Source organism: Pseudoduganella aquatica (assembly GCF_020865585.1).
Lineage (GTDB): Bacteria > Pseudomonadota > Gammaproteobacteria > Burkholderiales > Burkholderiaceae_D > Rugamonas > Rugamonas aquatica_A.
Genome location: NZ_CP086370.1, coordinates 437,974 through 463,951, shown reverse-complemented (window position 1 = coordinate 463,951; position 25,978 = coordinate 437,974). Strand labels below are relative to the sequence as shown.

Annotated in this window: 34 protein-coding genes and 1 tRNA gene; 20 read left to right on the top strand and 15 right to left on the bottom strand. The window is 63.9% G+C overall.

Annotated elements, in window-relative coordinates:
* Positions 1-21: 21 nt before the first annotated feature.
* Positions 22-300: a hypothetical protein gene (locus KT882_RS02065; protein ID WP_161070179.1), complete on the bottom strand. Its 279-nt coding sequence runs from the start codon at positions 298-300 to the stop codon at positions 22-24.
* A gap of 153 nt (positions 301-453) precedes the next feature.
* Between KT882_RS02065 and KT882_RS02060 the strand changes: the two genes are divergently transcribed.
* Entirely contained in the window at positions 454-735 is a 282-nt protein-coding gene (locus tag KT882_RS02060) for a hypothetical protein (RefSeq protein ID WP_228894221.1), read from the top strand.
* On the opposite strand, the gene KT882_RS02055 is transcribed toward KT882_RS02060, so the two are convergent.
* The gene (locus KT882_RS02055) at positions 732-1,427 is read right to left on the bottom strand and encodes a Crp/Fnr family transcriptional regulator (protein ID WP_161070182.1); all 696 of its coding nucleotides are present in this window, start codon (positions 1,425-1,427) and stop codon (positions 732-734) included. The two genes, KT882_RS02060 and KT882_RS02055, sit on opposite strands and share 4 nt — an antisense overlap.
* Positions 1,428-1,564: 137 nt before the next feature.
* Here KT882_RS02055 and KT882_RS02050 point away from each other — a divergent pair, with 137 nt between their 5' ends.
* From KT882_RS02050 to KT882_RS01995, 12 genes are all read left to right on the top strand, one after another.
* The gene (locus KT882_RS02050) at positions 1,565-3,508 is read left to right on the top strand and encodes an AMP-binding protein (protein WP_228894220.1); all 1,944 of its coding nucleotides are present in this window, start codon (positions 1,565-1,567) and stop codon (positions 3,506-3,508) included.
* Between the two features lie 14 nt (positions 3,509-3,522).
* Complete coding sequence (locus tag KT882_RS02045) at positions 3,523-4,335, top strand: ABC transporter ATP-binding protein (protein ID WP_161070184.1); 813 nt, start codon at positions 3,523-3,525, stop codon at positions 4,333-4,335.
* A 17-nt stretch (positions 4,336-4,352) separates the two neighbouring features.
* Positions 4,353-5,249: a branched-chain amino acid ABC transporter permease gene (locus tag KT882_RS02040; protein WP_228896831.1), complete on the top strand. Its 897-nt coding sequence runs from the start codon at positions 4,353-4,355 to the stop codon at positions 5,247-5,249.
* Between the two features lie 11 nt (positions 5,250-5,260).
* Positions 5,261-6,319 (top strand): branched-chain amino acid ABC transporter permease, encoded by a 1,059-nt coding sequence (locus KT882_RS02035; RefSeq protein WP_161070186.1) that lies wholly within the window; start codon positions 5,261-5,263, stop codon positions 6,317-6,319.
* A 33-nt stretch (positions 6,320-6,352) separates the two neighbouring features.
* A complete protein-coding gene (locus KT882_RS02030; protein WP_161070187.1) occupies positions 6,353-7,657 on the top strand; it encodes an ABC transporter substrate-binding protein in 1,305 nt (434 codons plus the stop codon).
* 54 nt (positions 7,658-7,711) lie between these two features.
* The gene (locus KT882_RS02025) at positions 7,712-8,539 is read left to right on the top strand and encodes an ABC transporter ATP-binding protein (RefSeq protein WP_161070188.1); all 828 of its coding nucleotides are present in this window, start codon (positions 7,712-7,714) and stop codon (positions 8,537-8,539) included.
* A gap of 7 nt (positions 8,540-8,546) precedes the next feature.
* Complete coding sequence (locus KT882_RS02020; RefSeq protein WP_228894219.1) at positions 8,547-8,897, top strand: MmcQ/YjbR family DNA-binding protein; 351 nt, start codon at positions 8,547-8,549, stop codon at positions 8,895-8,897.
* On the top strand, positions 8,897-10,150 hold the full coding sequence (locus tag KT882_RS02015; RefSeq protein WP_228896829.1) for a phenylacetate--CoA ligase family protein: 1,254 nt from the start codon (positions 8,897-8,899) through the stop codon (positions 10,148-10,150). The genes KT882_RS02020 and KT882_RS02015 overlap by 1 nt, the downstream gene beginning before the upstream one ends.
* A 92-nt stretch (positions 10,151-10,242) precedes the next feature.
* Positions 10,243-10,821 (top strand): hypoxanthine-guanine phosphoribosyltransferase, encoded by a 579-nt coding sequence (locus KT882_RS02010; RefSeq protein WP_161070190.1) that lies wholly within the window; start codon positions 10,243-10,245, stop codon positions 10,819-10,821.
* A 31-nt stretch (positions 10,822-10,852) separates the two neighbouring features.
* Positions 10,853-11,455, top strand: coding sequence for a transcriptional regulator (locus tag KT882_RS02005; protein ID WP_228894218.1), 603 nt, complete (start codon positions 10,853-10,855; stop codon positions 11,453-11,455).
* 84 nt (positions 11,456-11,539) lie between these two features.
* The gene (locus KT882_RS02000; protein ID WP_228894217.1) at positions 11,540-11,812 is read left to right on the top strand and encodes a type II toxin-antitoxin system TacA family antitoxin; all 273 of its coding nucleotides are present in this window, start codon (positions 11,540-11,542) and stop codon (positions 11,810-11,812) included.
* On the top strand, positions 11,809-12,303 hold the full coding sequence (locus KT882_RS01995) for a GNAT family N-acetyltransferase (RefSeq protein WP_161070193.1): 495 nt from the start codon (positions 11,809-11,811) through the stop codon (positions 12,301-12,303). The genes KT882_RS02000 and KT882_RS01995 overlap by 4 nt, the downstream gene beginning before the upstream one ends.
* On the opposite strand, the gene KT882_RS01990 is transcribed toward KT882_RS01995, so the two are convergent.
* The 5 genes from KT882_RS01990 to KT882_RS01970 all read right to left on the bottom strand — a co-directional run bounded on the left by KT882_RS01990 (position 12,293) and on the right by KT882_RS01970 (position 15,668).
* Positions 12,293-13,027: a substrate-binding periplasmic protein gene (locus KT882_RS01990; protein ID WP_228894216.1), complete on the bottom strand. Its 735-nt coding sequence runs from the start codon at positions 13,025-13,027 to the stop codon at positions 12,293-12,295. The genes KT882_RS01995 and KT882_RS01990 overlap by 11 nt on opposite strands.
* 57 nt (positions 13,028-13,084) lie before the next feature.
* Positions 13,085-14,038, bottom strand: coding sequence for an NAD(P)H-dependent flavin oxidoreductase (locus KT882_RS01985; RefSeq protein ID WP_228894215.1), 954 nt, complete (start codon positions 14,036-14,038; stop codon positions 13,085-13,087).
* A gap of 91 nt (positions 14,039-14,129) precedes the next feature.
* Positions 14,130-15,041, bottom strand: coding sequence for an MBL fold metallo-hydrolase (locus KT882_RS01980; RefSeq protein WP_228894214.1), 912 nt, complete (start codon positions 15,039-15,041; stop codon positions 14,130-14,132).
* Between the two features lie 8 nt (positions 15,042-15,049).
* Positions 15,050-15,265, bottom strand: coding sequence for a DUF1289 domain-containing protein (locus KT882_RS01975; protein WP_228894213.1), 216 nt, complete (start codon positions 15,263-15,265; stop codon positions 15,050-15,052).
* Between the two features lie 31 nt (positions 15,266-15,296).
* Positions 15,297-15,668: a VOC family protein gene (locus tag KT882_RS01970; RefSeq protein WP_228894212.1), complete on the bottom strand. Its 372-nt coding sequence runs from the start codon at positions 15,666-15,668 to the stop codon at positions 15,297-15,299.
* Positions 15,669-15,782: 114 nt separating this feature from the next.
* Here KT882_RS01970 and KT882_RS01965 point away from each other — a divergent pair, with 114 nt between their 5' ends.
* Positions 15,783-16,199: a CopG family transcriptional regulator gene (locus tag KT882_RS01965; RefSeq protein ID WP_161070199.1), complete on the top strand. Its 417-nt coding sequence runs from the start codon at positions 15,783-15,785 to the stop codon at positions 16,197-16,199.
* 28 nt (positions 16,200-16,227) lie between these two features.
* Entirely contained in the window at positions 16,228-17,598 is a 1,371-nt protein-coding gene (locus KT882_RS01960) for an extracellular catalytic domain type 1 short-chain-length polyhydroxyalkanoate depolymerase (RefSeq protein ID WP_228894211.1), read from the top strand.
* A 7-nt stretch (positions 17,599-17,605) separates the two neighbouring features.
* On the opposite strand, the gene KT882_RS01955 is transcribed toward KT882_RS01960, so the two are convergent.
* Genes KT882_RS01955 through KT882_RS01945 form a run of 3 tightly spaced genes read right to left on the bottom strand, consistent with a single transcriptional unit; the run spans position 17,606 to position 18,579 of the window.
* Positions 17,606-17,803, bottom strand: coding sequence for a cysteine-rich CWC family protein (locus KT882_RS01955; RefSeq protein WP_161070200.1), 198 nt, complete (start codon positions 17,801-17,803; stop codon positions 17,606-17,608).
* On the bottom strand, positions 17,800-17,991 hold the full coding sequence (locus KT882_RS01950; protein ID WP_161070201.1) for a zf-HC2 domain-containing protein: 192 nt from the start codon (positions 17,989-17,991) through the stop codon (positions 17,800-17,802). The genes KT882_RS01955 and KT882_RS01950 overlap by 4 nt, the downstream gene beginning before the upstream one ends.
* Positions 17,992-18,009: 18 nt before the next feature.
* Positions 18,010-18,579: a sigma-70 family RNA polymerase sigma factor gene (locus KT882_RS01945; protein WP_161070202.1), complete on the bottom strand. Its 570-nt coding sequence runs from the start codon at positions 18,577-18,579 to the stop codon at positions 18,010-18,012.
* Between the two features lie 112 nt (positions 18,580-18,691).
* Here KT882_RS01945 and argB point away from each other — a divergent pair, with 112 nt between their 5' ends.
* Both argB and KT882_RS01935 read left to right on the top strand, forming a co-directional pair.
* Positions 18,692-19,618: an acetylglutamate kinase gene (gene argB, locus KT882_RS01940; RefSeq protein ID WP_228894210.1), complete on the top strand. Its 927-nt coding sequence runs from the start codon at positions 18,692-18,694 to the stop codon at positions 19,616-19,618.
* Between the two features lie 43 nt (positions 19,619-19,661).
* Positions 19,662-19,736 (top strand) — tRNA-Thr (locus tag KT882_RS01935).
* A 34-nt stretch (positions 19,737-19,770) separates the two neighbouring features.
* Here KT882_RS01935 and KT882_RS01930 read toward each other — a convergent pair.
* Positions 19,771-20,673, bottom strand: coding sequence for a TraB/GumN family protein (locus KT882_RS01930; protein ID WP_228894209.1), 903 nt, complete (start codon positions 20,671-20,673; stop codon positions 19,771-19,773).
* A 24-nt stretch (positions 20,674-20,697) separates the two neighbouring features.
* Between KT882_RS01930 and KT882_RS01925 the strand changes: the two genes are divergently transcribed.
* The 3 genes from KT882_RS01925 to pabB are packed head-to-tail and all read left to right on the top strand — an operon-like array spanning position 20,698 to position 23,900.
* Complete coding sequence (locus KT882_RS01925; RefSeq protein ID WP_228894208.1) at positions 20,698-21,429, top strand: HAD-IA family hydrolase; 732 nt, start codon at positions 20,698-20,700, stop codon at positions 21,427-21,429.
* Between the two features lie 30 nt (positions 21,430-21,459).
* Positions 21,460-22,035 (top strand): nucleoid occlusion factor SlmA, encoded by a 576-nt coding sequence (gene slmA / locus KT882_RS01920; RefSeq protein WP_161070205.1) that lies wholly within the window; start codon positions 21,460-21,462, stop codon positions 22,033-22,035.
* Between the two features lie 8 nt (positions 22,036-22,043).
* Positions 22,044-23,900 (top strand): aminodeoxychorismate synthase component I, encoded by a 1,857-nt coding sequence (gene pabB / locus KT882_RS01915; protein WP_161070206.1) that lies wholly within the window; start codon positions 22,044-22,046, stop codon positions 23,898-23,900.
* Here the strand turns inward: pabB and KT882_RS01910 are convergent.
* The 4 genes from KT882_RS01910 to ftrA all read right to left on the bottom strand — a co-directional run bounded on the left by KT882_RS01910 (position 23,887) and on the right by ftrA (position 25,977).
* Positions 23,887-24,246, bottom strand: a complete 360-nt coding sequence (locus KT882_RS01910) for a DUF1428 domain-containing protein (protein ID WP_228894207.1) — start codon at positions 24,244-24,246, stop codon at positions 23,887-23,889. The genes pabB and KT882_RS01910 overlap by 14 nt on opposite strands.
* An 81-nt stretch (positions 24,247-24,327) precedes the next feature.
* Positions 24,328-24,747 carry a type II toxin-antitoxin system VapC family toxin gene (locus KT882_RS01905; RefSeq protein WP_161070208.1) on the bottom strand — a complete coding sequence of 140 codons (420 nt, stop codon included), beginning with the start codon at positions 24,745-24,747 and terminating at the stop codon, positions 24,328-24,330.
* Positions 24,744-24,989 (bottom strand): FitA-like ribbon-helix-helix domain-containing protein, encoded by a 246-nt coding sequence (locus KT882_RS01900; RefSeq protein WP_161070209.1) that lies wholly within the window; start codon positions 24,987-24,989, stop codon positions 24,744-24,746. The genes KT882_RS01905 and KT882_RS01900 overlap by 4 nt, the downstream gene beginning before the upstream one ends.
* 31 nt (positions 24,990-25,020) lie before the next feature.
* A complete protein-coding gene (gene ftrA / locus KT882_RS01895; RefSeq protein ID WP_228894206.1) occupies positions 25,021-25,977 on the bottom strand; it encodes a transcriptional regulator FtrA in 957 nt (318 codons plus the stop codon).
* Position 25,978 lies beyond the last annotated feature (1 nt).

Here is a 25,978-nt window from a genome sequence, read left to right as displayed (position 1 = left end):
CAGCAAGCTTTGATGTAGACCTCAATGCAAGGTACGGCGCTCGCCCGGATAAGTCATGCCGGGCTCAAGTTCGGGGGCGCGGCGGCGGTCCTCGCCGGGCCAGCCGCTCAGCTCGCTGCGCCCGGTCGCATCCGGGGCTGGCAGCAGACGGGGCGTCTCTTTATGATGGGAGAGGAGGTAGTAGCCAGCCAGCGCCAGCCCGGCCACGCCCACCACGCGCATCACCCCCCACCGCGCCACGGCCGCCGTAGCGCCGCGCAACAACATCATTTCGCCGATCCGGCGTGCCAGGGTATCCATGCTCTTGCCCTCCCATAACAGGTGAGTGATACCCACAGCTTATACCAAGTGTCCGCAATGCAGTGTTATGCCACTAACACTGCCGGCAGCCCGAACAGCTGGCAGCGGAGGATTTCTGTCGCGGGGAATGTTGTCAAATGATAATATCGTGGCATGCACAAATCTAAGAAATTCCTCCTCGCCGGTATCACCCTGCTGCTGATAGGCGCAATTTTTGATCTGTTTTCGGGACTGAGCAGCGGCAATATCACGGAGCTGCTGACCAGCGCCGGATTTTTCGCCATGGCGGGTTCGTATGTGTTGAACTGGCCCAAGGCGCAGCCTGCCGGGCAGCCGCTCGCGCTGCACAAGCCGAACAAGGCCTCTCTCGCGCTGTCGCTGCTCGGAACAGTGCTGCTGGTGGTGGCCTTCGGCCTGCGGCGCGGCTGGTTTTAAGCCTCGGGCGCTTCGAAGCGCCGCAGCCCTTCCAGGTCGAGGATGCGGATGCCGCCGTAGTCCAGGCGCAGCAGGCCCTGCTTCTCCAGCACCTGCAAAGCCTGGTTGGCGCGCTGGCGCGATGCGCCCGACAGCAGGCCGATTTCCTCCTGGGAAATCTGCACCAGCTTCTCGATCCCCGGATACAGCAGCGAGTTGAACAGCCCCGCCAGGCAGCGCGCCACGCGCGTGTCGATGTCGAGCAGGCGGTCGTTTTCCACCATGCCGATGAACTGCCCCAGCCGCTCATTGAGCTGCATCAATAAAAAGCGTGTAAACGGTAGACTCGTTTCCAGCAGCCAGTTAAAAGTATCGGCCGGCATGCGTGCGATGCGGCTGTCGCGCAGCGCCATGGCGTCGTATTTGCGTGGCTCGTTCTTCAGCAGGGAGCCTTCGCCGAACCAGCCTCCGGGCGGTACGCCGGTGAAGGTGACGCTTTTGCCGGACGGCGAAAAATTGTTCATCTTCACCATGCCGGCAATGATGCCCACCCAGTTGTCGACCACCTCGCCTTTTCGGCACACAAAGCCGCCTTTCGGCACGAACGTCTCGTAAGTGTCAGCTTCCACCCGCGCCATTTGCTCGGGCGTGAGCGCCTGCGCCCAGATGGCCGAGCGCAGCGCTTCTTTAAGGGTGGGTGGCTTGTTTGTCATTGTTGCATAGCAACATCAAAATATGGATGAATTGTCACCGAAAAGACAACCTGTGTATAAAACGCGAGCTACTATCATCACACACATCGAAGAAAAGGCACACCCCTCGCTCGCAACGAGTCACGAAGGAGACAAAGGTGCAAAAAGATCTGGACACATTCCCGCGCCGCTTGCTGCAGCATGGGAAAGCGAGAGCGCACAAGCCTGCGTTCCGCGAAAAGTACTTGGGCATCTGGCAGACCTGGACCTGGGGCCAGGTCAACGAGGAAGTGCGCGCCCTGGCCTGCGGCCTGGCTGCGCTCGGCTTTGAACGCGGCATGAACCTGGCCGTGATCGGCGACAACCGTCCGCGCCTGTACTGGTCCATGCTGGCGGCCCAATGCCTGGGCGGCGTGCCGGTGCCGCTGTACCAGGACGCGCCGGCCGCCGACATGGCCTATGTGCTGGAAAACGCCGAAATCCACTACGCCATCGTGGAAGACCAGGAGCAGGTCGACAAGCTGCACGAGCTGGCCGAACTCTATCCCCACATCGAGCACATCGCCTACGACGACGAACGCGGCATGCGCCACTACACGCACAAGGAGCTGATCTCCTTCGCCAAGCTGCAGGAGCTGGGCCGCGACTACGACAAGGCCCACCCCGGCTTCTTCGACGCCGCCGTGCAGGCCGGCCAGTCCGGCGACACCGCCATCATCCTGTACACCTCCGGCACCACCGGCCGCCCCAAAGGCGTGTGCCAGACCCACGCGGCCTTTATCGAGGCAGGCGAAGGCGGCGTGACGTTCGAGAACCTCACCGACGACGAAAACGTGCTGTCCTACCTGCCCATGGCCTGGGTGGGCGACTGCCTGTTCTCGGTGGCGCAGGCCATGGTGGCCGGCTTCACCGTGAACTGCCCCGAATCGGGCGACACCGTGATGACGGACATGCGCGAGATCGGCCCCACCTTCTACTTCGCCCCGCCGCGCGTGTTCGAGAACATGCTGACCACGGTGATGATACGGATGGAGGACGCGGGCGCCCTCAAGCAGCGCATGTTCCACTACTTTATGGACGTGGCGCGCCGCAGCGGCGCCGACATCCTGGACGGCAAGCCCGTGCCCACGGGCGAGCGCATCAAGTACGCGCTGGGCCGCTTCTTCGTCTACGGCCCGCTGAAAAATGTGCTGGGCATGTCGCGCGTGCGCGTGGCCTACACGGCAGGCGCCGCCATCGGCCCCGACCTGTTCCGCTTCTACCGCTCCATCGGCGTGAACCTGAAGCAGTTCTACGGCTCCACCGAGACCTGCGCCTACATCTGCCTGCAGCCGGACCGCAACATCAAGTTCGACAGCGTGGGCCTGCCCGCGCCCGGCGTGGAAGTGAAACTGGCATCCAACGGCGAGGTGCTGGTGAAGTCCGCCTCCACCATGCACTGCTACTACAAGCGCCCCGACGCCACCGCCGAAGCGCTGGACGAGCAAGGCTATTTCCACACCGGCGACGCGGGCGTGTTCGACAGCGAAGGCCACCTGAAGATCATCGACCGCGCGGCCGACGTGGGCAAGATGCAGTGCGGGACCATCTTCGCGCCCAACTACATCGAGAACAAGCTCAAGTTCTTCCCCTTCATCAAGGAGGCGGTGGCCTTCGGCCATGAACGCGGCCATGTGTGCGCCTTCATCAACATCGACATGGAAGCGGTGGGCAACTGGGCCGAACGGCGCGGCATCGCCTACTCGGGCTACACCGACCTTGCCGGGCTGCCGCAGACCTATGAGCTGGTGCAGGAGTGCATCGAGAAGGTCAACGCCGACCTGGCCACCGAAGCGCTGATGGGCAACACGCAGATCAAGCGCTTCCTGGTGCTGCACAAGGAGCTGGACCCGGACGACGACGAGCTGACCCGCACCCGCAAAGTGCGCCGCAAATTCGTGGCCGAGAAGTACGCGGTGCTGATCGACGCGCTCTACTCCGGCAAGCCATCGCAATACATCGAGACGCAAGTCAAATTCGAGGACGGCCGCGTGGGCACGGCGGCCGCCGACCTGCGCATCCAGGACAGCAAGACTTACCCGGTCGTGGGTAAAGCCGCGTGATCGAGGAGACCTCCATGCAAATGAACGAACCCGACGCGCTGCTGCGCGCCACGCGCCGTATCGGCCCCGTGATCCTGGACCTGAAGAACATCTCGCTGTCCTTCGGCGGCGTGAAGGCGCTCACCGACATCTCCTTCGACGTGCGCCAGCATGAGATCCGCGCCATCATCGGCCCCAACGGCGCGGGCAAAAGCTCCATGCTGAACGTGATCAACGGCGTGTACCGCCCGCAGCAGGGCGCCATTATCCACAAGGGCCAGCAGCGCAAGGGCATGGATTGCTACGGCGCCGCCAAGTCCGGCATCGCGCGCACCTTCCAGAACATTGCCCTGTTCAAGGGCATGACGGTGCTGGACAACATCATGACCGGCCGTAACCTCAAGATGAAGTCCAACTTCCTGATGCAGGCCCTGTACTGGGGACCGGCGCGGCGCGAGGAAATTGCGCACCGCGTGAAAGCCGAGGAGATCATCGACTTCCTGGAGATCCAGGCCATCCGCAAAACACCGGTGGGCCGCCTGCCCTACGGCCTGCAGAAGCGCGTGGAGCTGGGCCGGGCGCTGGCCGCCGAACCCGAGATCCTGCTGCTGGACGAACCCATGGCCGGCATGAACGTGGAGGAAAAGCAGGACATGTGCCGCTTCATCCTCGACGTGAACGACCAGTTCGGCACCACCATCGTGCTGATCGAGCACGACATGGGCGTGGTGATGGACATCTCGGACCGCGTGGTGGTGCTGGACTACGGCAAAAAAATCGGCGACGGCACGCCGGACGAAGTGCGCAGCAACCAGGACGTGATCAACGCTTATCTCGGCACGCATTAAGGGGCTGCACCATGAATATCAGTTTTTTCTTTGAAGTGCTGATCGGCGGCCTGCTGTCCGGCGTGATGTATGCGCTGGTGGCGATCGGCTTTGTGCTGATCTACAAGGCTTCCGGCGTGTTCAACTTCGCGCAGGGCGCCATGGTGTTCTTCGCCGCGCTCACCTGCGTGGGCCTGATGGACAAATTCGGCTTCTCGCTATGGCTGGCGATACCGGCCACGGTGGTGGCCATGATCATCCTCGGCCTGCTGATCGAGCGCGTGGTGCTGCGGCCTTTGGTGAACCAGCCCGAGATCACGCTGTTCATGGCCACCATAGGCCTGGCGTTCTTCATCGAGGGCCTGGCGCAGCTGATGTGGGGATCGCAGGTGCACCGCCTGGAACTGCCCATCGAGGACGTGCCGCTGCAGTTCCTGCTCGATAAATTCAACATCATCGTGTCGCAGTTCGACGTGACGGCGGCCATGGTGTGCGGCGTGATGGTGCTGGTGCTGTCGCTGGTGTTCTCCAAGACCAAGGTGGGCCGCGCGCTGCGCGCCGTGGCGGACGACCACCAGGCCGCGCTGGCGGTGGGCATCCCGCTGCAACGCATCTGGGGCATCCTGTGGGCAGTGGCGGGCATGGTGGCGCTGGTGGCGGGCCTGCTCTGGGGCGCGCGCAACGGCGTGCAGTTCGCGCTCACCTTCATCGCGCTGAAAGCCTTGCCGGTGCTGATACTGGGCGGCTTCACCTCGGTGCCGGGCGCCATCGTCGGCGGGCTGATTATCGGCGCGTCCGAAAAACTGGCCGAGGTCTATATCGGCCCCATGGTGGGCGGCGGCATCGAGGGCTGGTTCCCTTACGTGCTGGCCCTGCTGTTCCTGCTGGTGCGGCCCGAGGGCCTGTTCGGCGAAAAAATCATCCGCAGGATCTGAAAGGACACGCCATGTTCTACCGTGAAGCAGGACAATTCAAGACGAGCTACCAGGCCGACGGCCAGATCTTCCCCATCCGCCAGGACCGCCTTGCGCTGGGCGCCACGCTGATCGTGGCGGTGGTGGCGCTGCCGCTGCTGGCCTCGCCCTATATGCTGTCCGCCATCCTGATCCCCTTCCTGATTTTCGCGCTGGCCGCGCTGGGGCTCAACATCCTCACCGGCTACGCGGGCCAGCTCTCGCTGGGCACCGCCGCCTTCATGGCGGTGGGCGCCTTCGCCTCCTACAACTTCATCCTGCGCATTCCCGGCATCCCGGTGCTGCTGGCCTTCGTGCTGGGCGGCCTGTGCGCGGCCATGGTGGGCATCGCCTTCGGCCTGCCCTCGCTGCGCATACGCGGCTTCTACCTGGCCGCGTCCACGCTGGCGACGCAGTTCTTCGTGGTGTGGTGCCTCACCAAGATAGGCTGGCTGACGAATTACAGCTCCTCCGGCGTGATCACCGCGCAGAAAATGGAAATCCTGGGCTACGCCTTCGACACGCCGGCGCGCAAATACCTGCTGGTGCTGTTCGTGGTCGCCATCATGGCGCTGCTGGCCAAGAACATGGTGCGCTCCAACGTCGGCCGCTCCTGGATGGCGATCCGCGACATGGACGTGGCGGCCGAAGTGATCGGCTTCCGCCCGCTGCGCACCAAGCTGATGGCCTTTGCCGTCAGCTCCTTCTACTGCGGCGTGGCCGGCGCGCTGTACGCCTTCGCCTACCTCGGCACGGTGGAGCCGGAAGCGTACAACCTGGACCTGTCGTTCCGCATCCTGTTCATGATCATCATCGGCGGCGTGGGCTCGATACTGGGCTCCTTCCTCGGCTCGGCCTTCATCGTGCTGCTGCCTGTGTTCCTGAATATCCTGGCGCACGGACTGGGGCTGCCCACCAGCGTGGCGTCCAATCTCGAGTTGATGGTGTTCGGCGCCCTCATCATCTTTTTCCTGATCGTGGAGCCCCACGGTCTGGCGCGTTTGTGGCAAATCGGTAAAGAGAAACTGCGCCTGTGGCCTTTCCCGCACTGAGCGCTTCCTACAACAATTGGAGGAGACAAAACAATGAAATCGATTAAATCCCTGGTAATAGGCGCCACCCTGCTCGCATCCATGGGCGGCGCGTTCGCCCAGACCGAGCAATTCATCGCCCTGCCTTCCTACCGCGTAGGCCCTTATGCGGCGGGCGGTTCGGGCTTCTACGGCGGCATCATCGACTACTTCAACCTGGTCAACGCCAACGGCGGCATCAACGGCACCAAGATCTCGTGGGAAGAATGCGAGACCGAATACAACCCTTCGCGCGGCATCGAGTGCTATGAGCGCCTGAAAACCAAGAACGGCGGCGCCACCCTGGTCGAGCCGCTGTCGACCGGCATCGCCTACGGCATCCTGGACCGCGTGGCGAAAGACAAGGTGCCGATGACCACCCTGGGCTACGGCCGCTCGGACGCCGCCAACGGCAAGGTCTTCCCCTATGTGTTCCCGCTGATTACCAGCTACTGGAACCAGGCCGCCGCCATGATCAAATACCTGGGCGACAAGAACGGCGGCATGGCCAAGCTGAAAGGCAAGAAGATCGTGCACCTGTACCACGACTCGGCCTTCGGCAAGGAACCCTTGCCGGTGCTGGAGGAACTGGCCAAGCAGCACGGCTTTGAACTGATCAAGATCGCGGTGGCGCCGCCGGGCAGCGAGCAGCAGTCGCAATGGCTGCAAATACGCCAGGCCAATCCGGACCACGTGATCCTGTGGGGCTGGGGCGTGATGAATTCGGTCGCCATCAAGACCGCGCAGCGCAACGGCTTCCCGCGCGAGAAAATGCTGGGCGTGTGGTGGGCGGGCTCGGAAGAAGACACCATCGCATCCGGCGACGCGGCCAAGGGCTACACCTCGATGACCTTCAACACGCCGGGCAACTACCCGCTGCTCGACGAGCTGCGCAAGAAGGTGTACGCGGCCGGCAAAGGCAATCTGGCCGACCAGAGCCGCATCGGTTCCGTGTACCACATGCGCGGCGTCACGGCCGGCATCCTGTACGCGGAAGCGATCCGCCACGCGCAGGAGAAATTCGGCAAGGGCAAGGTCATGACCGGGGACCAGATCCGCTGGGGCCTGGAGAACATGGACATCGACGAAGCGCGCCAGAAAGCGCTGGGCGCGCTGGGCATGTTCCCGCCGGTGAAAACCACCTGCGACGACCACGAAGGCTCGGGCGCCGTGAAAGTGCAGCAATGGGACGGCAAGAAATGGGTAGCCATCACGCCGAACTGGGTGGTGGGCGACAAGGCGCTCACCCGCAAGCTGGTGGAAGAATCGTCCGCCAAGTACGCGGCTGAAAAAGGCATTACGCCAGCCTGCGCCAAGTAACAGCCGTGGGCGGGCCTCCGGTCCGCCCATCGAACAATTTTTGGAAAAGCCGCCATGGACACTGCAACCGCCGCCGCACCTCCGCCCTACCTCTCGGTGAACAACATCGAGGTGATCTACGACCATGTGATCCTGGTCCTGAAAGGGGTGTCGCTGCAAGTCCCACAAGGGAAGATCGTGGCGCTGCTGGGCGCCAACGGCGCGGGCAAGTCGACCACGCTGAAAACCATCTCCACGCTGCTGCGCGGCGAACGCGGCGACGTCACCAAGGGCGAAGTCCAGTTCAAGGGCGAGCGCGTGGACCAGCTTACGCCCAACGAACTGGTGAAACGCGGCCTGTCGCAAGTGATGGAAGGCCGCCACTGCTTCGGCCACCTGACCATAGAGGAAAACCTGCTCACCGGCGCCTACACCCGCAACCTGGGCCGCGCCGAACTGAAGGAGTCGCTGGACAAGGTGTACCACTACTTCCCGCGCCTGAAGGAGCGCCGCGCCAGCCAGGCCGGCTACACCTCGGGCGGCGAGCAGCAGATGTGCGCCATAGGCCGTGCACTGATGGCCAAACCTTCCATGATTTTGCTCGATGAACCGTCGATGGGCATCGCGCCGCAGATCGTGGACGAAATCTTCGGCATCGTGAAGGACTTGAACCACAAGGAAAACGTCTCCTTCCTGCTGGCCGAGCAGAACACCAACGTGGCACTGCGCTACGCGGACTTCGGCTACATCCTGGAGAACGGCCGCGTGGTGATGGAAGGCGAGGCCACCGAACTGGCCAACAACGAGGACGTGAAAGAGTTCTACCTGGGCATGTCCGGCGCCGGCCGCAAGAGCTTCCGCGACATGAAGTTTTACCGCCGCCGCAAACGCTGGCTGGCTTGAGGAATTTATGAAACTGGAAAAAGCCATTGCAGTCTGCCGCGCCCTGCCCGGCGCCACCGAAGACATCAAATGGGGCGCCGACCTGGTGTTCTCGGTCGGCGAAAAAATGTTCGCCGTCACCGGCAACTGCGCGGACGCGGAAGGCATCAGCTTCAAGGTGGACGACGAGCGCTTCCTGGAGCTGACCGACCGCCCCGGCATCATCGCCGCGCCCTACCTGGCGCGCGCCAAGTGGGTGAAGATCGTGGACTTCAAGGCGGTGAGCGACGCCGAAGCGGCCGAGCTGCTGACACGTTCCCACGCCATCATCTTCAGCAAACTGACCAAGAAACTGCAGCGCGAAATCGGAGAGAAATGATGAGCGACACCCTGGACAGCCTGGAAACGCGCGCCCCCGAGCAGCGCGAACGCGAACTGCTGGCGCGCCTGCCCGGCCTGGTCGCGCGCGCGCAGAGCGCGCCGGGCTGGGGCCGCATCCTGGCCGGCGTGGACGCCAACGCCGTCAACAGCCGCGCCGCGCTGGCCGCGCTGCCGGTCACGCGCAAGTCCGACCTGAAGACGCTGCAGCAGCAGCTCCAGCCCTTCGGCGGCCTGAACGCCACGCCGGTGGGCCAGCTGTCGCGCGTGTTCATGTCGCCCGGCCCCATCTTCGACCCCGAGGGGCGCGGCGCCGACTGGTGGCGCTTTTCGCGGCCCATGTACGCGGCCGGCGTGCGCGCCGGCGGCCTGCTGCAAAACTGCTTCGCCTACCACTTCACGCCCGCCGCCTTCATGGTGGAAGGCGGCGCGGCGCGCATCGGCTGCGCGGTGATCCCGGCCGGCAGCGGCCAGACCGAGCTGCAGGTGCAAGCCATGCAGGCGCTCAGGCCGGACACCTATATCGGCACGCCGTCCTTCCTCAAGATCATTATCGAAAAAGCGCGCGAGATGGGAGCGGACATCAGCAGCGTGAAACAGGCCATGATGGGCGCTGAAGCGCTGCCCGAATCGCTGCGGCGCTGGTTCGCCGAGAACGGCGTGCCGCACGTGCTGCAAACCTACGCCTCGGCCGACATCGGCAGCATCGCCTACGAAACCCGCAGCGGCGACACCGTCCATCCCGGCATGGTGCTGGACGAGGACGTGCTGCTGGAAATCGTCCGCCCCGGCAGCGGCGAGCCGGTGCCGCCCGGCGAAGCGGGGGAAGTGCTGGTCACGCTGTTCAACCCGGACTATCCGCTGATACGCTTCGCCACCGGCGACCTGTCCGCCATCCTGACCGACGCCCTGCCCTCGCCCTGCGGCCGCACGAATATCCGCATCCGCGGCTGGATGGGCCGCGCCGACCAGACCACCAAGGTGCGCGCCATGTTCGTCCACCCCTCGCAGGTGAACGAAATTACGCGCCGCCACCCGGAGATACTGAAGGCGCGGCTGGTCGTTTCCGGCAAGATGGCGAACGATGTGATGACCTTGCATTGCGAAGTCGACAATCCGGCGCTTGTACAGGCTAATTCCATCATAGAAACTATTCGCGACCTGACCAAGCTGCGCGGCGAAGTCGCTTTCGCAGTTAAAGGCAGTTTGCCCAACGATGGCAAGGTGATCGACGACGTAAGGGACTATTCCTGACTTTGTAGCGTGGGAGCAACGCTGGAGCGGGCAGGCGGGATATGGCGGATAATAAAGACCATTCCTACCAAGGTCAGAAGAAGACGAAGATCATGCAAGACTTTCATCATAACCGCGCCCGCGACCTGCTGAAAAACGCAGAAGAAATTTTCGACCAGGAAGCCGTCCAGACCGCCGTGGCCCGCATGGCAGGCGAGCTGAACGCCCGCTTCGACCACCCGGAAAACCAGGAATTTCCGCTGGTGCTGGGCGTGATGGGCGGCGCGGTGGTGTTCACCGGCAACCTGCTGCCGCAACTGACCTTCCCGCTCGAGTTCGACTACATCCACGTGAGCCGCTACGGCGACGAGGACAAGGGAGGCGCCGTGGTGTGGAAGGTGATACCGCGCTCCAACGTGGTGGGCCGCACCGTGATCGTGCTGGACGACATCCTGGACGAAGGCGAAACCCTGGCCCACGTGAAGCAGCGCCTGCTGGACATGGGCGCGGCTGAGGTGATCCTCGCGGTGTTCTGCGACAAGGCCATCGGCAAGGCCAAGCCGGTGACGGCGGACATTATCGGCATCACCATCCCGAACCGCTTCGTGGTCGGCTACGGCATGGACGCCTACGGCTACTGGCGCAATCTGCCGGGCCTGTGGGCCATCCGGACCGAAGACCTGAACTCCTAGCGTTTATTGCTCTGGCGAACTAATATACCCCATGGGTATCTTCGCCGACGTATTATTCACCAAGACGCAGCAGCGTGTGCTGGCCGTACTGTATGGCCAGCCCAGCCGCTCTTTCTACGCCAATGAAATCATCGCCCTGGCCGCCTGCGGCTCGGGCGCGGTGCAGCGCGAGCTGGCCAGCCTGGAAGAATCGGGCCTGGTGCACAGCTGGCGCGCCGGCAACCAGAAGCACTACCAGGTCGACCGCGACGCCGGCATCTTCGAGGAACTGCACAGCATCGTCGTCAAAACCTTTGGCGCCGGCGACCTGATACGGGCCGCCCTGCAGGCCCAGCTGCCCCAGCTGGACGCGGCCTTCATCCATGGCGACGCCGTGGCCGGTACGGTGCACGCCAGCAGCGGCATCGACTTGATGGTAATCGCGCCCAAAGCGCCGCAGCCAGAGCTGCGCCTGGCGCTGGGCGAGCTGACGGGCGAACTGGGCCGCGAAGTGCGCCCGTCCTTCTACACCTCAGAGGAATTCGGCCAGCTGTGGCGCACCGGCGACACCGCGCTGCGCGCCGTGCTGGAACAACCCAAGATTTTCGTCAAAGGCTCCGAACCCGAACTGATCAAACTTGCCCAGCTTCCCTGACTAGGGGTGCAACAGTGTGTTGACAACAGCTATACGCTCACCTACGCTGGCTATATCTACTGTTGTCTGCATTAGGAGGGTTCCATGCGTGACGCCGCCATCAATTTGCGGGCTTTGCCCGAGCAGCGGGACTTGATTGATCGCGCCGCAAACCTGTTGGGCAAGAACCGTTCGGATTTTATGCTTGAAGCCGCCTGTGAAAAAGCCCAGGAGGTCGTACTCGATCAGGTTTTTTTCAGCATGGATACAGACAAATTCAAGCACTTCAATGCCCTCCTCGATGCACCGCCTAGCCACAATCCCGGACTTGAACGACTAATGGCCGTTGCCGCTCCTTGGATTACTGCCAAGAAATGAGTTTGCGGCTCACCCCGCCCGTGCCGCTCGCGGCCACCCACCTTTTGGATGGATTCGAGTGCGGCGAAGCAGCACTAGACGGGTGGCTCAAGCGACGCGCAATGGCCAACCAAGTGAGCAATGCCAGCCGCACATTTGTCGTAGCGGATCAGGATGGCCATGTCTATGGCTACTATGCCATGGCCGCGGGCGCAGTCGCTCACCAAATGGCAACCGGCTCGGTCCGCCGGAACATGCCGGACCCCGTCCCAGTATTGGTCCTGGCGCGGCTAGCGGTTGATCGCCGTGCCCAAGGCATGAAGATTGGTGCCGCCCTACTGCAGGACGCTGTCAACAGGGCGGTGACGGTTTCCCGGCATGCCGGCGTCCGAGCCCTGCTGGTACATGCGCTTAACGACACCGCCAAGAAGTTCTACGAACACTATGGCTTCCAGGAGTCGCCGCAACATCCGATGACGCTGATGTTACGCTTGAATGCCGTCAAGGAATGACAGGGGCTGCGCTACCCAAATAACGGGCAATCGCTTCTTTGCGCAGCGCCTGCAGCTGGCCGTCCGCCTGCATTTTTTCCAGCACGGCGGTGATGCGCGGCACAAGGTCTGCGTGTTTTTTATGCAGGTAGTGGAACAGGCGAAACTTGACCAGGGGCGGCTCCAGCGGCGCGATGCCGCGCAGGCCTGCCAGTTGCAGCTGCCACAGGCCTGAGAGCCGGGCTTCAACCACCACGTCCACGCGGCCGGCGGCCAGCTTGGCGAACGATTGTTCCACGGTCGATACGCTTTCGACGCTCATGCCGGCCGTGCCCTGCTCCGCGAATTTCAGTCCTATCCTGGTGCCTATCCGGTACGGACGCAGGCTATCCCAGCCGGTGACGGGAAAGTTCAGTCCTTTGGTGAACACCACGCCTTCCATCTGGCCGATGGCGACGGGCACGCGTATCAGGTTGGGATAGAGCTTCTCCATCCCTTCGATGCGGTTGATTTCGCCGTCCAGCACGCCGTCGTTGGACAGCGCCAGCGCGCGTGCGGCCGGCAACTCCTTGCCGTTGATGGCGATACCCAGTTTCGCGTATGCCACGCGCAACACCTCTGCGCCGATACGCGTATCCAGGTCGGTGACTGCCGCAAACGTCAGCTGTTCCTGCGCGCGTGCCGGCGCTGCGCACATTGCCAGCGCCAGCCCACAGGCCAGGAAACGGAGGCTCCACGCAGTCATGTGCACTCTCGGAATAAGGGTGCTAGGTAGTATGCCGCGACTGCGGCGAAAACACTACTACAGGCTCAGGCGCGCCCGCGCAGCAGCGTATTCGGCCTTCAGGCGCTCCACCATCTCGGCCACGGTAGGCACGTCGTCCATCATGCCCACGCCCTGGCCCGCGCCCCAGATGTCTCGCCAGGCTTTGGCGGTGCCGGAGCCGAAGCTCATCTTGCTCTTGTCCGATTCCGGCAGCGCGTCCGGGTCCAGGCCCGCGTTGAGGATGGATTTCTTCAGGTAGTTGCCGTGCACGCCGGTGAACAGATTGGTGTAGACGATGTCCGCCGCCGCCGATTCCACGATGGCGTTGCGGTATTCGTCCGTCACATTGGATTCCTCGGTGGCCAGCCAGCGCGAGCCGATATAGGCGAAGTCCGCGCCCATGGCCTGCGCCGCCAGGATGGCGTCGCCGGTGGCGATGGAGCCGGACAGGGCGATCGGCCCTTTGAAGAACTTGCGCACTTCCCCCACCAGCGCAAACGGCGACAGGGTGCCCGCATGGCCGCCGGCGCCGCTGGCCACCAGGATCAGGCCGTCCACGCCCGCTTCCAGCGCCTTTTCGGCGTGGCGGATGTTCACCACGTCGTGCAGCACGATGCCGCCGTAGCTGTGGATGGCGTCCATCATCTCTTTCGGCGGCGCGCGCAGCGAGGAAATGATGATGGGCACCTGGTGCTTCACGCAGACTTCCACGTCATGCGCCAGGCGGTCATTCGACTGGTGCACGATCTGGTTCACGGCGATGGGACCGACGCGCTTGCCGGGGTTGGCGGCCTGGAAGGCGGCCAGTTCGGCTTGCAGCTCGGTCAGCCAGGTGTCCAGCAGCTCGGCCGGGCGCGCGTTCAGCGCCGGGAAGGAGCCGACGATGCCGGCCTTGCACTGCGCCGCCACCAGCTTGGGGCCGCTGGCGATGAACATCGGCGAGGCGATGACGGGAAGGGACAGGTTTTGCAGCACGGTGGGCAGGGCCATGGCGGACTCCGAGTTAAATGATCAAACCATTATAAGTCGAAAATAGTACGATCGTGCTCTAAACTGTGTCCCGCTGTCGCTTACCCTACGCTTAGCCGTCGTTGAGTAAGTACCCACTCTCAATGCGGGCGCTGCAGGCGCGCACCAGCTGCTTGATGGTCCACTCGGCGGTTTCTTCCGGGGTCTTGCCCAGATAGCGCTGGGACGCGGCCGCCACGATGGGCAGCGCGGCGAACATGGCCGGCACCTCGTCCAGCTTCATGCGCTGGCGCTCCAGCAACAGGAACTTGAGCAGCACTTTGACGGCGTACTCGGCGTTGCGCACCGGGTTGCCGGACAGGAAATCGAGCCGGGTGCGGGCGCGTTTCAGCGCCGCCGCCACGTCGGTGAACACGGCGCCGTGGCCGGGGATGACCACGCGCGCGTCCAGCGTGGCGATCAGATCCAGCGTGGCGCGCTCCTCGATAAAGCCGGACTCGCCGTCCAGCTCGGGGAAGATCACGCCGAAGCCGTTCTGCCACAGCGCATCGGCCGAAATCAACATGCCTTCCTGGGCGCAGAACAGCATCAGCGAATGCACGTCGTGGCCGGGCGCGCCCAGCACCTGCCATTCCAGGTCGGCCATGGTCAGCTTGTCGCCCGGCGAGAGCGGGCCGTCGGCGCTGAAGCGCTGGCATTGCTGGCCGGTGGCCTTGAAGCTGAGCTTGTCCTCGTCCCAGTGGCGCACGTGTTCCAGCTCGGACACCGGCACCAGCGTTTCGCTGCCGTAGTGCGCCTGCAGGATGGCGTTGCCGCCGCAATGGTCGGAATGCATATGCGTATTGACGATGCGGTCCAGGCGGCGGCCCTTGAGCGCGTGGCGCACCAGGTCCAGCGTTTGCGGCGCGTGGATCATATAGCCGCTATCGACCAGCGTGACCTCGTGGCGGCCCAGCATCAGCACATTGTTGGACGAGAGCCAGCCACGTTCAAAGACGTGGATGTTGTCTGGTAAAGCGTTCATTGTTACGTCTATTCAAAATCGATCAGCTGCTCGCGGCGGCGGATTTCGGCCCACACGGTGCGCTTGAAATCGTCGTCGGCGCGCGACCATTGCACGATTTCAGCTATCGTGCGCATGCAGCCCTCGCAATAACCGGTCTCACGGTTCATTTTGCAAAGGCTGACGCAGGGGGATGGCACCGGGGAGGCCAGTTCGGGCGTGCCGGTGGGATTTTCAATGCTCATTGCGCTGTTTTACAGGAAGAATGCGCGCATTTTACCGCGCCAGGCGTTCGACCAGTTCAATCCGGTTGCCGAAAGGGTCAAAGATGGTGGCGCGCAGGGCGCCCGGCACCGGCTCGTCGAAGCCGCCGTCCAGGCCGCGCTGCTTCAGTTCGGCGAGGTAGCCAGCCAGGTCGTCGACCAGCAGCGCCGGGTGGGCTTTCTTGGCTGGCAAGAAATTACTTTCGCCGCCGATATGGATTTGCTGGTTGCCCGACGCAAACCAGCAGCCGCCTCGCACCGCCAGCTTGGCCGGTTTTTGCAGTTCCTGCATGCCCAGCACCTTGCCGTAAAACGCGCGCGCCGTGTCTTCCGCGCCAACGGGGATGGCCACTTGCACGTGGTCGAGTCCGATTATTTTTGCCATGGTTTTACCTATGAGAACAGGCCTCCACCATACTCCAAGCACAAAGAAAGCGCTTGTCCTTGCCGAATTCGTCCCTATACTACCATCCATACAGATGGTGTATGGATGGAGACAATGACTACACAACAAGAACTGAGACTGAAAACGAGCGAGTCGGAAAAGATCACGATCAACCTGGGGCCTATCGACCTCGGGCAGATCGATTTGCTGGTGCAGGAGGGCTTTTACGCCAACCGCACCGATCTGATCCGCACCGCAATCCGCAACCAGCTGGCGCAGCATGCCGACGTGGTGAAACAGACCGTGGCGCGCAAAAGCCTGGTGCTGGGGATGCAGCATTACACCCGGCAAGACTTGGAGCAGTTGCAGGCGGCCGGCGAACGCTTGCGTATCCATGTGCTGGGACTGGCGAGCATCGCCAATGACGTGTCGGTGGAACTGGCGCTGGCGACCATAGAATCCATCTTCGTGCTGGGTGCTTTGCACGCCAGCGCCGTATTGAAAACCGCGCTTGCAGGGCGCATACATTAGCGTGCAGTCGGCGCTTGAGGGGCAGGACATGAAATTGAATCACAAGCTATTCAGCCAGATGCGAGCGGCGACGCAAAATTTGTTGGGCAAGGGACCGGCTGCGGCCACCGCGGCGATCCAGCAGGCGCTGGCCGGCCTGCATCTGGGAGGCCGGCCGCAGCCGCACGCCGCTCCCGGCATGCCGCCGGAAGCGCCGCCGATGCGGGACATCAATCCGCCACCCGGCGCCGCGCCGCGCACCGCCACGGCGCCGCAGCCGGAGGCGGAAGCTTTCAGGGAAGCGCCGGGCGCGGCACGTGCACAACATGCACAAAAAGCACCAGACGCACCGGATGCCTCCGCCGCGCCGGATACGCCGCAGGCGCCGCCCAGCGCGCAAGCTTTCGTGGAGGACCTGCTGGGTCAGCTGGGCATCCAGGCCGGCAAGCTGCCGGCGGGGCTGGATCTCGGCAAATTCGAGATGCCGCAGTTCGACATGCCCGACCTTGGCGGCGTGCCCGGCATGCCGGGCAAAAGCAAGCAGGCGCCGGTGCCGGAGGGCGCGCAGTTTGTCAGCGGCAGCTACACCAACCACGCCGGCACGCGCAGCTACAAGCTGTACATTCCGAGCAGCTACCACGGCCAGGCCATGCCGCTGCTGGTAATGCTGCACGGCTGCACGCAGGACCCGGACGATTTCGCAGCGGGCACGCAAATGAACGCGGTGGCCGAGGAGAAGCAATGCTTCGTGGTCTATCCGGCGCAATCGCAGCAGGCCAACAACCACAAGTGCTGGAACTGGTTCAATGCGCTCGACCAGCAGCGCGGCCAGGGCGAGCCGTCCATTATCGCGGGCATTGCGCAGCAGGTGATCGCGGAGCATCCGGTTGATGAACGCCAGGTGTATGTCGCCGGGCTGTCGGCGGGCGGCGCCATGGCCGTGATTGTCGGCACGCTGTATCCGGATCTGTTCGCGGCGGTGGGCGTGCATTCGGGCTTGCCGTATGCGTCGGCACAGGATCTGCCGTCGGCGCTGAGCGCCATGAAACGCGGCGCATCCGGCAATGTGGCGAAGGCCCCGCACGCGGAGGGCGCGAGCCCGCCGATTATCGTGTTCCACGGCGACCAGGACCACACGGTGCATCCGCGCAACGGGGAGCAGGTGATCGAGCAGAAGCTGCGCGCGCACGGCGCCACGCAGGCCAGGGCGGAAGCCGATGCGGGCAGCGTGCCGAATGGGCACCGCTACACCGTCACCACGCACCGCCACGAGGACGGCACGCCGCTGGGCGAGCATTGGGTGGTGCATGGCGCGGGACACGCGTGGTCGGGCGGCAGCGCGGCGGGCAGTTATACCGACGGCAAGGGGCCGGATGCGAGCAGGGAGATGATGCGCTTCTTCCGCACCGTGGCGGGTTAGGTTTTTTTCAGGGCGCCGATGCAGGGCGCTCGCGCTCGGCGATGTGCTGCTTGAGGCAGGCCGGGCACCAGCAGGTGAGGTCGGTGGCGGGGCCGGGCACGGGGACGGCGGGGGGCATGGCGGTGCACCAGCACGGGCCGCCGTCGCCTTCGCCTGGGATCATGGCGCAGCTGAACTCCGCGCCGCAGCGCTTGCACACGCTCATGGCTCGTCGCCCGGGAAGACGCGCATGGCTTTGCGCAAGGTGTCCATCTGGTTATTGAAGCGCGTGCAGGCGCCGCACACCATCAGGTGCAAACGCATGCGGGTGCGCTCGGCCAGCGACAACTCGCGGTCCATGCCTTCTGAAACAAGGCGGTGCACTTCTTTGCAGGTTGGTTTCAAGCCGCTCATAATCTTCTTCCTCTGCCTTTATCCGCGTGCGCCGAACCAGTTCAGGTCCAGGCATTCGCGCAGGCGCAAACGCGCGCGGTACAGCAGCACCCAGGCATTAGCCGAAGTAATCGCCAATTCCTTACAAATTTCTTCCGTCTCCAGCTCCAGCCATTCGCGCATCATGAACACGCGCGCATTCTTGGCGGGCAGTTTTTCCAGGCACAGCTCCAGCACCTTGAAGAAATCCTTCTGCTCCAGCGTGCGGTCCGGGTCGCCCCACTGGCGCGGCATGTCCACGGTGTGGCCGTCGGCCGCGAACAGCGCGTCGATGGCGTCGTCCTCGGACTGGTCGCCAACGGTGTCGATCTGGCGCTCGCGGGTGGCGGCGCGCAGATTGTCGATGATTTTGTACTTCAGAATCCCGGTCACATAGGTGCGCAGCGAGGACTGGCCCTGGAAACGCTCGGGCTGTTCCAGCACGGCGATCAGGGTGTCCTGCACCGCGTCCTGCGCCAGGGCGTCATTCCGCAATTGCAATGATGCGAATCGGACAAGCTGCGGCCGCATGGCCTCAAGCTGGCTGTGGAGGGATGGCGAGGTAGGCATATCCGGCGAGCCTAGCGGAACATCCCGGAAATTACAACCGCAAAAAGCCCTATAATGCGTGCTGGAAGCCAGCCTTTGACTTAACATCGCTCACCTTTTTACCGGATTCGCCATGACCCAACTCACCAATTTGACCCTGGCCGTACCTTCTGATGACCTGACCTCGGTGTCCCCCGCGATCAAGGCGCAGATTCTGGCCGAGGCGCTGCCCTACATCCGCAATTTCCATGGCAAGACCATCGTCATCAAATACGGCGGCAACGCCATGACCGACGAGCGCCTGAAACATGGCTTCGCGCGTGATGTGATTTTGCTGAAACTGGTGGGCATGAATCCGGTGGTGGTGCACGGCGGCGGTCCGCAGATCGACAACGCGCTGAAGAAAATTGGCAAGCAGGGCACGTTCGTGCAGGGCATGCGCATCACCGACGAAGAGACCATGGAAGTGGTGGAGTGGGTGCTGGGCGGCGAAGTGCAGCAGGATATCGTGATGCTGATTAACCACTACGGCGGCCAGGCCGTGGGCCTGACCGGCAAGGACGGCGGCTTGATCCGCGCGCGCAAAATGGCGATGCCGGACCGCGAGAACCCGGGCCAGTTCCTGGACATCGGCTTCGTCGGCGAGATCGACGCGATCAACCCGGCCGTGGTGAAAGCGCTGCAGGACGACGCCTTCATTCCGATTATTTCGCCTATCGGTTTCGGCCAGGACGGCCAGGCCTACAACATCAACGCGGACGTGGTGGCGGGCAAGATCGCGGAAATCCTGAAAGCCGAAAAGCTGATCATGATGACCAATATCGCCGGCGTGCAGGACAAGACCGGCAACCTGGTTACCGACCTGTCGGCGCGCGAGATCGACGAGATGTTCGCCGACGGCACCATTTCGGGCGGCATGCTGCCTAAAATTTCGTCAGCGCTGGACGCGGCGAAATCCGGCGTCAACACCGTTCACATCATCGACGGCCGAATTGAGCATTCTTTGTTGCTGGAAGTCTTGACGGAACAGGCTTTTGGCACTATGATCCGGTCTCACTAAATGTTTGGCGGTGCTAAAGACCACTTGCATCGCCGATGTGTATGCCCTTGTAGCTCAGTGGTAGAGCACTCCCTTGGTAAGGGAGAGGCCACGTGTTCAATCCACGTCAAGGGCACCATCCTTCCTGCAGTACCCTCCAGCAGCACCCTTCCCTAGTAAATACGCTCCACCGCAACGCCGCGCTGCTTCAGCAATTCCGGTACGCTATTCGTCCCCACCAGATGCAGCACGCCGATCGCCACCAGGCTGTTTTTTTCGCGCGCCAGCAGTTTCACGATATTGTCCGCCAGTGCGGGATTGCGCCCGTCCAGCAGCACCTGCTGCACGAAGCGGCCCGAGAAGGTGCCGTCATCGGCCGCCTTGCGCGCCAGCGCTTCCAGCGCAGCCGCATCCGCCTTGCGCCACGCGTCGGTGATTTCGCGCGCCTGCGCGGCCTGCTCCTGGTCCTCGATGGCGGCGATGCCCTCTTGCAGGAACAGCGCCTGCTCGGCCGCGCTCATGCCGCTGAACAGCGCCATCTGGCCTCCCACCGATTCCAGCTCCAGCACCGGCAGCTTGCGCTTGCGCGCCTGCTGCGACAGCCAGGAGTCCACCGCCAGGCTGGCCTGGTAGCCCTGGGCGGCGAATTCGCTGACGGTGAGCAGGCTGGCCAGCATCCACGGCTTCATGGCCGCCACGGCGCCGTCGTCGATGGCGTAGCGGCGCAGCAGGCGCGCCAGGCGCGGCCGGTATTCCGCCGGCAGCTCGGCCGAGGCGGGGCCGCCTCCGCGCGCGTACAGGCCGTGCTGGCGCACCGCCTGCACAATTTTCGCCTGGTCGCCCAGCGGGTCCACTTCCAGCGCCAGCACCGTGGCGCGCTGCAAGGCCTGCATCACGCGCGGCTCCAGCGGATAGAAATCGGCCGCACCGACATGGATGGTGCCAAACAGATAAGCGGTATGCCCGCCCTGCTCCAGCTTGAACAGCGCGCCGCGGTCGACGGCGGTCCCGCCCTGGGCCGCGCCGGACAGCAGCAAGAACAGACTGCAAAACATCACTATAATTTGGCGTCGCATGTTTTCCTTTTGACTGAAGCTGCCGTGAATAATAAACCCTCCGCCCGCGCGCCTGTCTGGCTGTTTGATCTGGACAATACGCTGCACAACGCCTCGCATGCCATATTCCCGGCCATTACCGCGAATATGAACGCCTATATTGCGCGCGTGCTGGGCCAGGAAGGCGCGCCCGCCGGGGCGGACGAAGTGAACGCGGCGCGCAGGCTGTACTGGCAGCGCTACGGCGCCACGCTGCTGGGGCTGGTGAAGCACCACGGCGTGCGCTCCGAGCATTTCCTGCACGAGACACACAGCATGCCCAACCTGGCGCGGATGATACGGGCCGAAAAAGGCCTGGGCCGCCTGCTGCGCGCCCTGCCCGGCCGCAAGGTCCTGCTCACCAACGCGCCGCACCGCTACTCCACCATGGTGTTGCGGCATATGGGCTTGCACCGCCACTTCTCGCACCACATCGCCATCGAGTCGATGCGCATCCACCGCCAGCTGCGGCCCAAGCCCTCCAAGCTCATGCTGCGCAAGCTGATGCGCAAGCAGGGCGTGACGCCCGGGCGCTGCATCCTGGTGGAGGACACGCTGGCCAATCTGCGCACCGCGCACGGCCTGGGCATGCGCACAGCCTGGGTGACGCAGTACCTGAAAGTGGCCGATCCCATCGGCGCGGCCCATGTGCCGAAAAGACTAATTCGCCCCGCTTGGGTCGATGTCAAAGTAAAATCTGTCCGGCATCTGCCAGCGCGCCTGTCCCGGCTGCGCTGAGTTTCTTTTTCATCCACACGTCGAGATCCCATGGCAAGCACACCGCCAGGCCAACGCAGGCAACAAATTCTGGAAGCTCTGGCCGAGATGCTGGAACAGCCCAAAGGCGACAAGATCACCACCGCCGCGCTGGCCCGCAAGCTGGAGTTTTCCGAAGCGGCCCTGTACCGCCATTTCGCCAGCAAGGCGCAGATGTTCGAGGGCCTGATCGAGTTCATCGAGACCACCGTGTTCGGCCTGATCAACCAGATCGCCGAGCGCGAGGAAGACGGCCTGGCCCAGACGCGCGGCATCGTCGGCATGCTGCTGCAGTTCGCCAGCAGCAATCCGGGCATGACGCGGGTGCTGATCGGCGACGCGCTGGTGAACGAGGACGAGCGCCTGCAACAGCGCATGAACCAGTTCTACGACCGCGTGGAGCTGGCGCTCAAGCAGGCCTTGCGCCAGGCCGCCAGCACCGGCCACGGCCACGAGGCGGACGTGGCGCCGCGCGCCGCCATGCTGGTAAGCTATGTGGCGGGCCGCTGGCACCGCTACGCCAAGAGCGGCTTCAAGCTGAACCCCGCGCAGGACGCGGCGATCCAGATCGCCCTGCTGTTGAACTGAACCAGGCCATGAACACAGAACCGAGTGTGCAGTGCTTCGCATTGCTGGACGACGCCAGCCCGGACGGCATGGCCACGGCGCGCTCGCGCCTGTACACCGGCCACGCGGCCACGCTGCGCTGCACCGACCTGGCGGGCTGGCGCCGCATCCTCGAACAGATGGAAACGGCGCTGGCCAGCGGCCAGCACGCGGTCACGCTGTGCGCCTATGAACTGGGCGCGCATATCGCGGGCATGCCCGCGCCCGTGGTGCCAGCGGGCGCGCCGCTGGCGCAGATACTGATCTTCAACCGCTGCGACCTGCTGTCGCAGGCGGAAGTGGCCACGTGGCTGGCCGCGTGCTCCGCCGCCGACCCGGCGCCGGCCGGCATTGCGGACGTGCGCGCCAATGTCGACCAGGCGCAGTTCACCAGCGCCATCGGCCGCATCCGCGACTACATCGCGGCGGGCGACACCTACCAGGTGAACTACACCTACCGTTTGCGCTTCGAAGCATTCGGTTCCATCTTCGCCCTGTACGAGCGCCTGCGCGCACGCCAGCCGGTACCTTACGGCGCGCTGGTGGCGCTGGACGACGGCACGGCGGTGCTGTCGCTGTCGCCGGAACTGTTCGCGCGCCACGAGAACGGCGAGCTGACCGCGCGGCCCATGAAGGGCACGGCGCCTGCAGCGGCGGGCGGCGACGAAGCGGAGAACGCGAAGCGCGCCGCCGCGCTGGCGGCCGACACCAAGAACCGCGCAGAAAACCTGATGATCGTGGACTTGCTGCGCAACGACATCGGCCGCATCGCGCAGACCGGCACGGTGGAAGTGCCTGCGCTGTTCGAGGTGCGGCGCTACAGCAGCGTGCTGCAAATGACGTCCACCGTGCGCGCCAAGCTGCGCGGGGACGTGGACATGGCCGGCATCTTCGACGCGCTCTATCCCTGCGGCTCCATCACCGGCGCGCCCAAGCGGCGCACCATGGAAATCATCAGCGAGCTTGAACCTGCGCCGCGCGGCCTGTACACCGGCGCCATCGGCTGGTTCCAGCCTTCGGACCACGGCGTGGGCGATTTCTGCATGTCGGTGCCCATCCGCACGCTGGCGCTGCAAGCGCCGCGGAACGGCACGCGGCGCGGCGAAATGGGCGTGGGCGCGGGCATCGTCTACGACAGCGAAGCCAATGACGAATTCGCCGAATGCCAGCTCAAGGCGCGCTTCCTCACCGGCCTGTCCAACGACTTCGACCTGTTCGAAACCATGTACGCCACGCGCGAGCAAGGCCCGCGCAACCTGGAGCGGCATTTGCAGCGCCTGTCCGCGTCGGCGCGCTATTTCGGCTTTGCCTACGACGACAAGGCGGCGCGCGCCTACATCGCCATGGCCTGCAACACCATGGCGCCCGCCACGCCAACGCGCTTGCGCCTGGCGCTGAACCAGGCCGGCGCCTTTGCTGTGCAGCAGGGCGCGCTGGCGCCGCTGGCCGAACCGGTGCGGGTGCTGCTGGCGGAAGACACGGTCAGCAGCGGCGATCTGTTCCTGCGCCACAAGACCAGCCTGCGCGCAGGCTACGACGCGGCGTGGAAAGCGGCCGAAGCGCAAGGCGCGTTCGACACGCTGTTCTTCAACGAGCGCGGCGAACTGGCCGAAGGTGGACGCAGCAGCGTGTTCGTGAAACTGGAAGGCCGCTGGTACACGCCGCCGCTGGCCGGTGGCCTGCTGCCCGGCGTGATGCGCGCCGCCATGCTGGACGATCCGGCCTGGAACGCCAGCGAGCGCGTGATCACGCGCGCCATGCTGGAGCACGCGGAGGACATCGTGGTCTGCAACGCGCTGCGCGGCGCCATGCGCGCGCAGCTTGCGGCGCAGCCTACTGGTCGATAATCATCTCGAAGCCGCCAAAGAACATGCGCTTGCCGTCGAAGGGCATATTCTCGGGCTTCACCCATTCGGCCAGGCGCGGATCCTTCATCACTTTCTCGTTGATCTCATCGCGCTTGGCGCGCGACTCGTAGATTATCCACGAGAACACCACCGTTTCGCCCTCCTCCAGCAGGACGGCTTGCGGGAAGGAAGTGTGCTTGCCGGGCTTCACATCGTCGGCCACGCACTCGCGGTATTCCAGCGCACCGAACTCGCGCCAGATGGCGGCGCCGGCAGTGGCCATTCTTTTGTACGCATCAAGGTTCTTGATGGGAACCGGCAAAACAAATCCGTCGACATAAGGCATGGCTGTCTCCTTCGCATTTGTGAGTCTCCCAGATTAGGCCATCCATGCGCCCAGAACAAGCGGCGCACGATAACATCTGGATTACTTGGGGAAAGGATTGTGCAACGCAATTCCCAAACGCCCGAAATCCTTGACATTGCGCGTAGCCAAAATAGCTGAATGGACTTGGCATATCGCTGCTATCTGGCCGTCTGCCATGCTGACAGGATGGCCGGAGCGTTCGCCCGCAGCGACCAGTGCAGCGTATCGCACGGCTGCCGCGCCATCAAACGCAAGGACACGGCCATCAAGATCTTCCACCAGCATACTGGAGAGCGCTCGGGCCAATGATGCCTTGCGCTTTCCAGCCGGAAGCCGTTCCACACCATACAGGCACTCGGCGACTGTAATAGCGATAAGAAAAATTTCACGCGCTGGCAAACTGTCTATCCATGCCAGCACAGATGGATCCGGCGCAGACCGCATCAACTCCGACAAAATATTAGTATCAAGAATTATCATTCCGAAAGATTGGCTGCGCGTGGCTTATCCTGGCGAACGGGAAGAGCAAGTTCAGGTAAATCAAGCTGTGCAAAACGCCTGCTGATTTTGCTGCCTAAACCCTCGGAGATCTGCTCTGCACCTAGCGCTTGCTTGAGAATTTGCAAGGCCTCATTCTCGACAGACCGCTTATTCCTGGCCGCATTGCTTCGCAACCTTGCTCGTAATTCATCATCAAGATTTCGTATCGTCAGCGTATTCATTTCGCCTCCTTGGACACCCCATGCTTCAATACTAGCACTGCGCGGCGAACTGGCGGCGGTAGGCGCCGGGGCTGGTGGCGGCGAGGCGGCGGAAGTGGTGGCGCAGTGACTCTTCCGAACCGAAGCCGGCGCGCTCGGCCACTTGCGCGAGCGGAATGTCCGGCGATTCCAGCAGGTCCTTGGCGATGGCGATGCGCTCGCGCGTGAGCCATTCCACCGGTCCCATGCCGGTTGCGTCCTGGAACTGCCGCTGCAAGGTGCGCGCGCTCATGGCGGCGCGCTCGGCCATGGATTTGACGGTGTGCGGCAGCGCCGGATTGGCGCGCAGCCAGTCCAGCAGGCGCGCCAGCCGGCCCTGTTCGTCGTGCGCCATGGGGCGCGGCAGGAACTGGGCCTGGCCGCCTTCGCGGTGCGGCGCCACCACCAGGCGCTGCGCCACCAGGTTGCCGACGCGCGCGCCGTAGTCGCGCCGCACCAGGTGCAGCAGCATGTCGATGCCGGCCGCCGAGCCGGCCGAGGTGATGACCTGGCCCTGGTCCACATACAGGTCGTCCGCCTGCACCATCACGCGCGGGTGGCGGCGCGCCAGGCGTTCGGTGTAGCGCCAGTGGGTGGTGGCGCGCAAGCCGTCCAGCACGCCGGCGGCGGCCAGCACGAAGACGCCGGAGCAGATCGAGCACAGGCGCGCGCCGCGCGCGTGGGCGGCGCGGAGGGCCTCCAGCAGGGCCGGCGGCGGGGCTTCGTCGGCGTCGCGCCAGCCGGGGATGACGATGGTGTCGGCCAGCGCCAGCAGCTCGGGCCGGTATGGCGCTTGCACGGTGATGCCGCCCGCCGCGCGGATGGGACCGGGCTCGACGGCGCAGACCTGGAAGTCGTACCAGTCCACGCCCAGCTCGGGGCGTTCCAGCGCGAACAGTTCCACCACGCAGCCGAACTCGAAGGTGCAGAGCCGGTCGTAGGCCAGGGCGACGACTAGGTGCTTTTTCATG

Coding starts and splice junctions, on each gene's coding strand:
- KT882_RS02065 (WP_161070179.1), bottom strand. CDS start 300: ATGGATACCCTGGCACGCCGGATCGGCGAAATGATGTTGTTGCGCGGC.
- KT882_RS02060 (WP_228894221.1), top strand. CDS start 454: ATGCACAAATCTAAGAAATTCCTCCTCGCCGGTATCACCCTGCTGCTG.
- KT882_RS02055 (WP_161070182.1), bottom strand. CDS start 1,427: ATGACAAACAAGCCACCCACCCTTAAAGAAGCGCTGCGCTCGGCCATC.
- KT882_RS02045 (WP_161070184.1), top strand. CDS start 3,523: ATGCAAATGAACGAACCCGACGCGCTGCTGCGCGCCACGCGCCGTATC.
- KT882_RS02035 (WP_161070186.1), top strand. CDS start 5,261: ATGTTCTACCGTGAAGCAGGACAATTCAAGACGAGCTACCAGGCCGAC.
- KT882_RS02030 (WP_161070187.1), top strand. CDS start 6,353: ATGAAATCGATTAAATCCCTGGTAATAGGCGCCACCCTGCTCGCATCC.
- KT882_RS02025 (WP_161070188.1), top strand. CDS start 7,712: ATGGACACTGCAACCGCCGCCGCACCTCCGCCCTACCTCTCGGTGAAC.
- KT882_RS02020 (WP_228894219.1), top strand. CDS start 8,547: ATGAAACTGGAAAAAGCCATTGCAGTCTGCCGCGCCCTGCCCGGCGCC.
- KT882_RS02015 (WP_228896829.1), top strand. CDS start 8,897: ATGAGCGACACCCTGGACAGCCTGGAAACGCGCGCCCCCGAGCAGCGC.
- KT882_RS02010 (WP_161070190.1), top strand. CDS start 10,243: ATGCAAGACTTTCATCATAACCGCGCCCGCGACCTGCTGAAAAACGCA.
- KT882_RS02005 (WP_228894218.1), top strand. CDS start 10,853: ATGGGTATCTTCGCCGACGTATTATTCACCAAGACGCAGCAGCGTGTG.
- KT882_RS02000 (WP_228894217.1), top strand. CDS start 11,540: ATGCGTGACGCCGCCATCAATTTGCGGGCTTTGCCCGAGCAGCGGGAC.
- KT882_RS01995 (WP_161070193.1), top strand. CDS start 11,809: ATGAGTTTGCGGCTCACCCCGCCCGTGCCGCTCGCGGCCACCCACCTT.
- KT882_RS01990 (WP_228894216.1), bottom strand. CDS start 13,027: ATGACTGCGTGGAGCCTCCGTTTCCTGGCCTGTGGGCTGGCGCTGGCA.
- KT882_RS01985 (WP_228894215.1), bottom strand. CDS start 14,038: ATGGCCCTGCCCACCGTGCTGCAAAACCTGTCCCTTCCCGTCATCGCC.
- KT882_RS01980 (WP_228894214.1), bottom strand. CDS start 15,041: ATGAACGCTTTACCAGACAACATCCACGTCTTTGAACGTGGCTGGCTC.
- KT882_RS01975 (WP_228894213.1), bottom strand. CDS start 15,265: ATGAGCATTGAAAATCCCACCGGCACGCCCGAACTGGCCTCCCCGGTG.
- KT882_RS01970 (WP_228894212.1), bottom strand. CDS start 15,668: ATGGCAAAAATAATCGGACTCGACCACGTGCAAGTGGCCATCCCCGTT.
- KT882_RS01965 (WP_161070199.1), top strand. CDS start 15,783: ATGACTACACAACAAGAACTGAGACTGAAAACGAGCGAGTCGGAAAAG.
- KT882_RS01960 (WP_228894211.1), top strand. CDS start 16,228: ATGAAATTGAATCACAAGCTATTCAGCCAGATGCGAGCGGCGACGCAA.
- KT882_RS01955 (WP_161070200.1), bottom strand. CDS start 17,803: ATGAGCGTGTGCAAGCGCTGCGGCGCGGAGTTCAGCTGCGCCATGATC.
- KT882_RS01950 (WP_161070201.1), bottom strand. CDS start 17,991: ATGAGCGGCTTGAAACCAACCTGCAAAGAAGTGCACCGCCTTGTTTCA.
- KT882_RS01945 (WP_161070202.1), bottom strand. CDS start 18,579: ATGCCTACCTCGCCATCCCTCCACAGCCAGCTTGAGGCCATGCGGCCG.
- argB (WP_228894210.1), top strand. CDS start 18,692: ATGACCCAACTCACCAATTTGACCCTGGCCGTACCTTCTGATGACCTG.
- KT882_RS01930 (WP_228894209.1), bottom strand. CDS start 20,673: ATGCGACGCCAAATTATAGTGATGTTTTGCAGTCTGTTCTTGCTGCTG.
- slmA (WP_161070205.1), top strand. CDS start 21,460: ATGGCAAGCACACCGCCAGGCCAACGCAGGCAACAAATTCTGGAAGCT.
- pabB (WP_161070206.1), top strand. CDS start 22,044: ATGAACACAGAACCGAGTGTGCAGTGCTTCGCATTGCTGGACGACGCC.
- KT882_RS01910 (WP_228894207.1), bottom strand. CDS start 24,246: ATGCCTTATGTCGACGGATTTGTTTTGCCGGTTCCCATCAAGAACCTT.
- KT882_RS01905 (WP_161070208.1), bottom strand. CDS start 24,747: ATGATAATTCTTGATACTAATATTTTGTCGGAGTTGATGCGGTCTGCG.
- KT882_RS01900 (WP_161070209.1), bottom strand. CDS start 24,989: ATGAATACGCTGACGATACGAAATCTTGATGATGAATTACGAGCAAGG.
- ftrA (WP_228894206.1), bottom strand. CDS start 25,977: ATGAAAAAGCACCTAGTCGTCGCCCTGGCCTACGACCGGCTCTGCACC.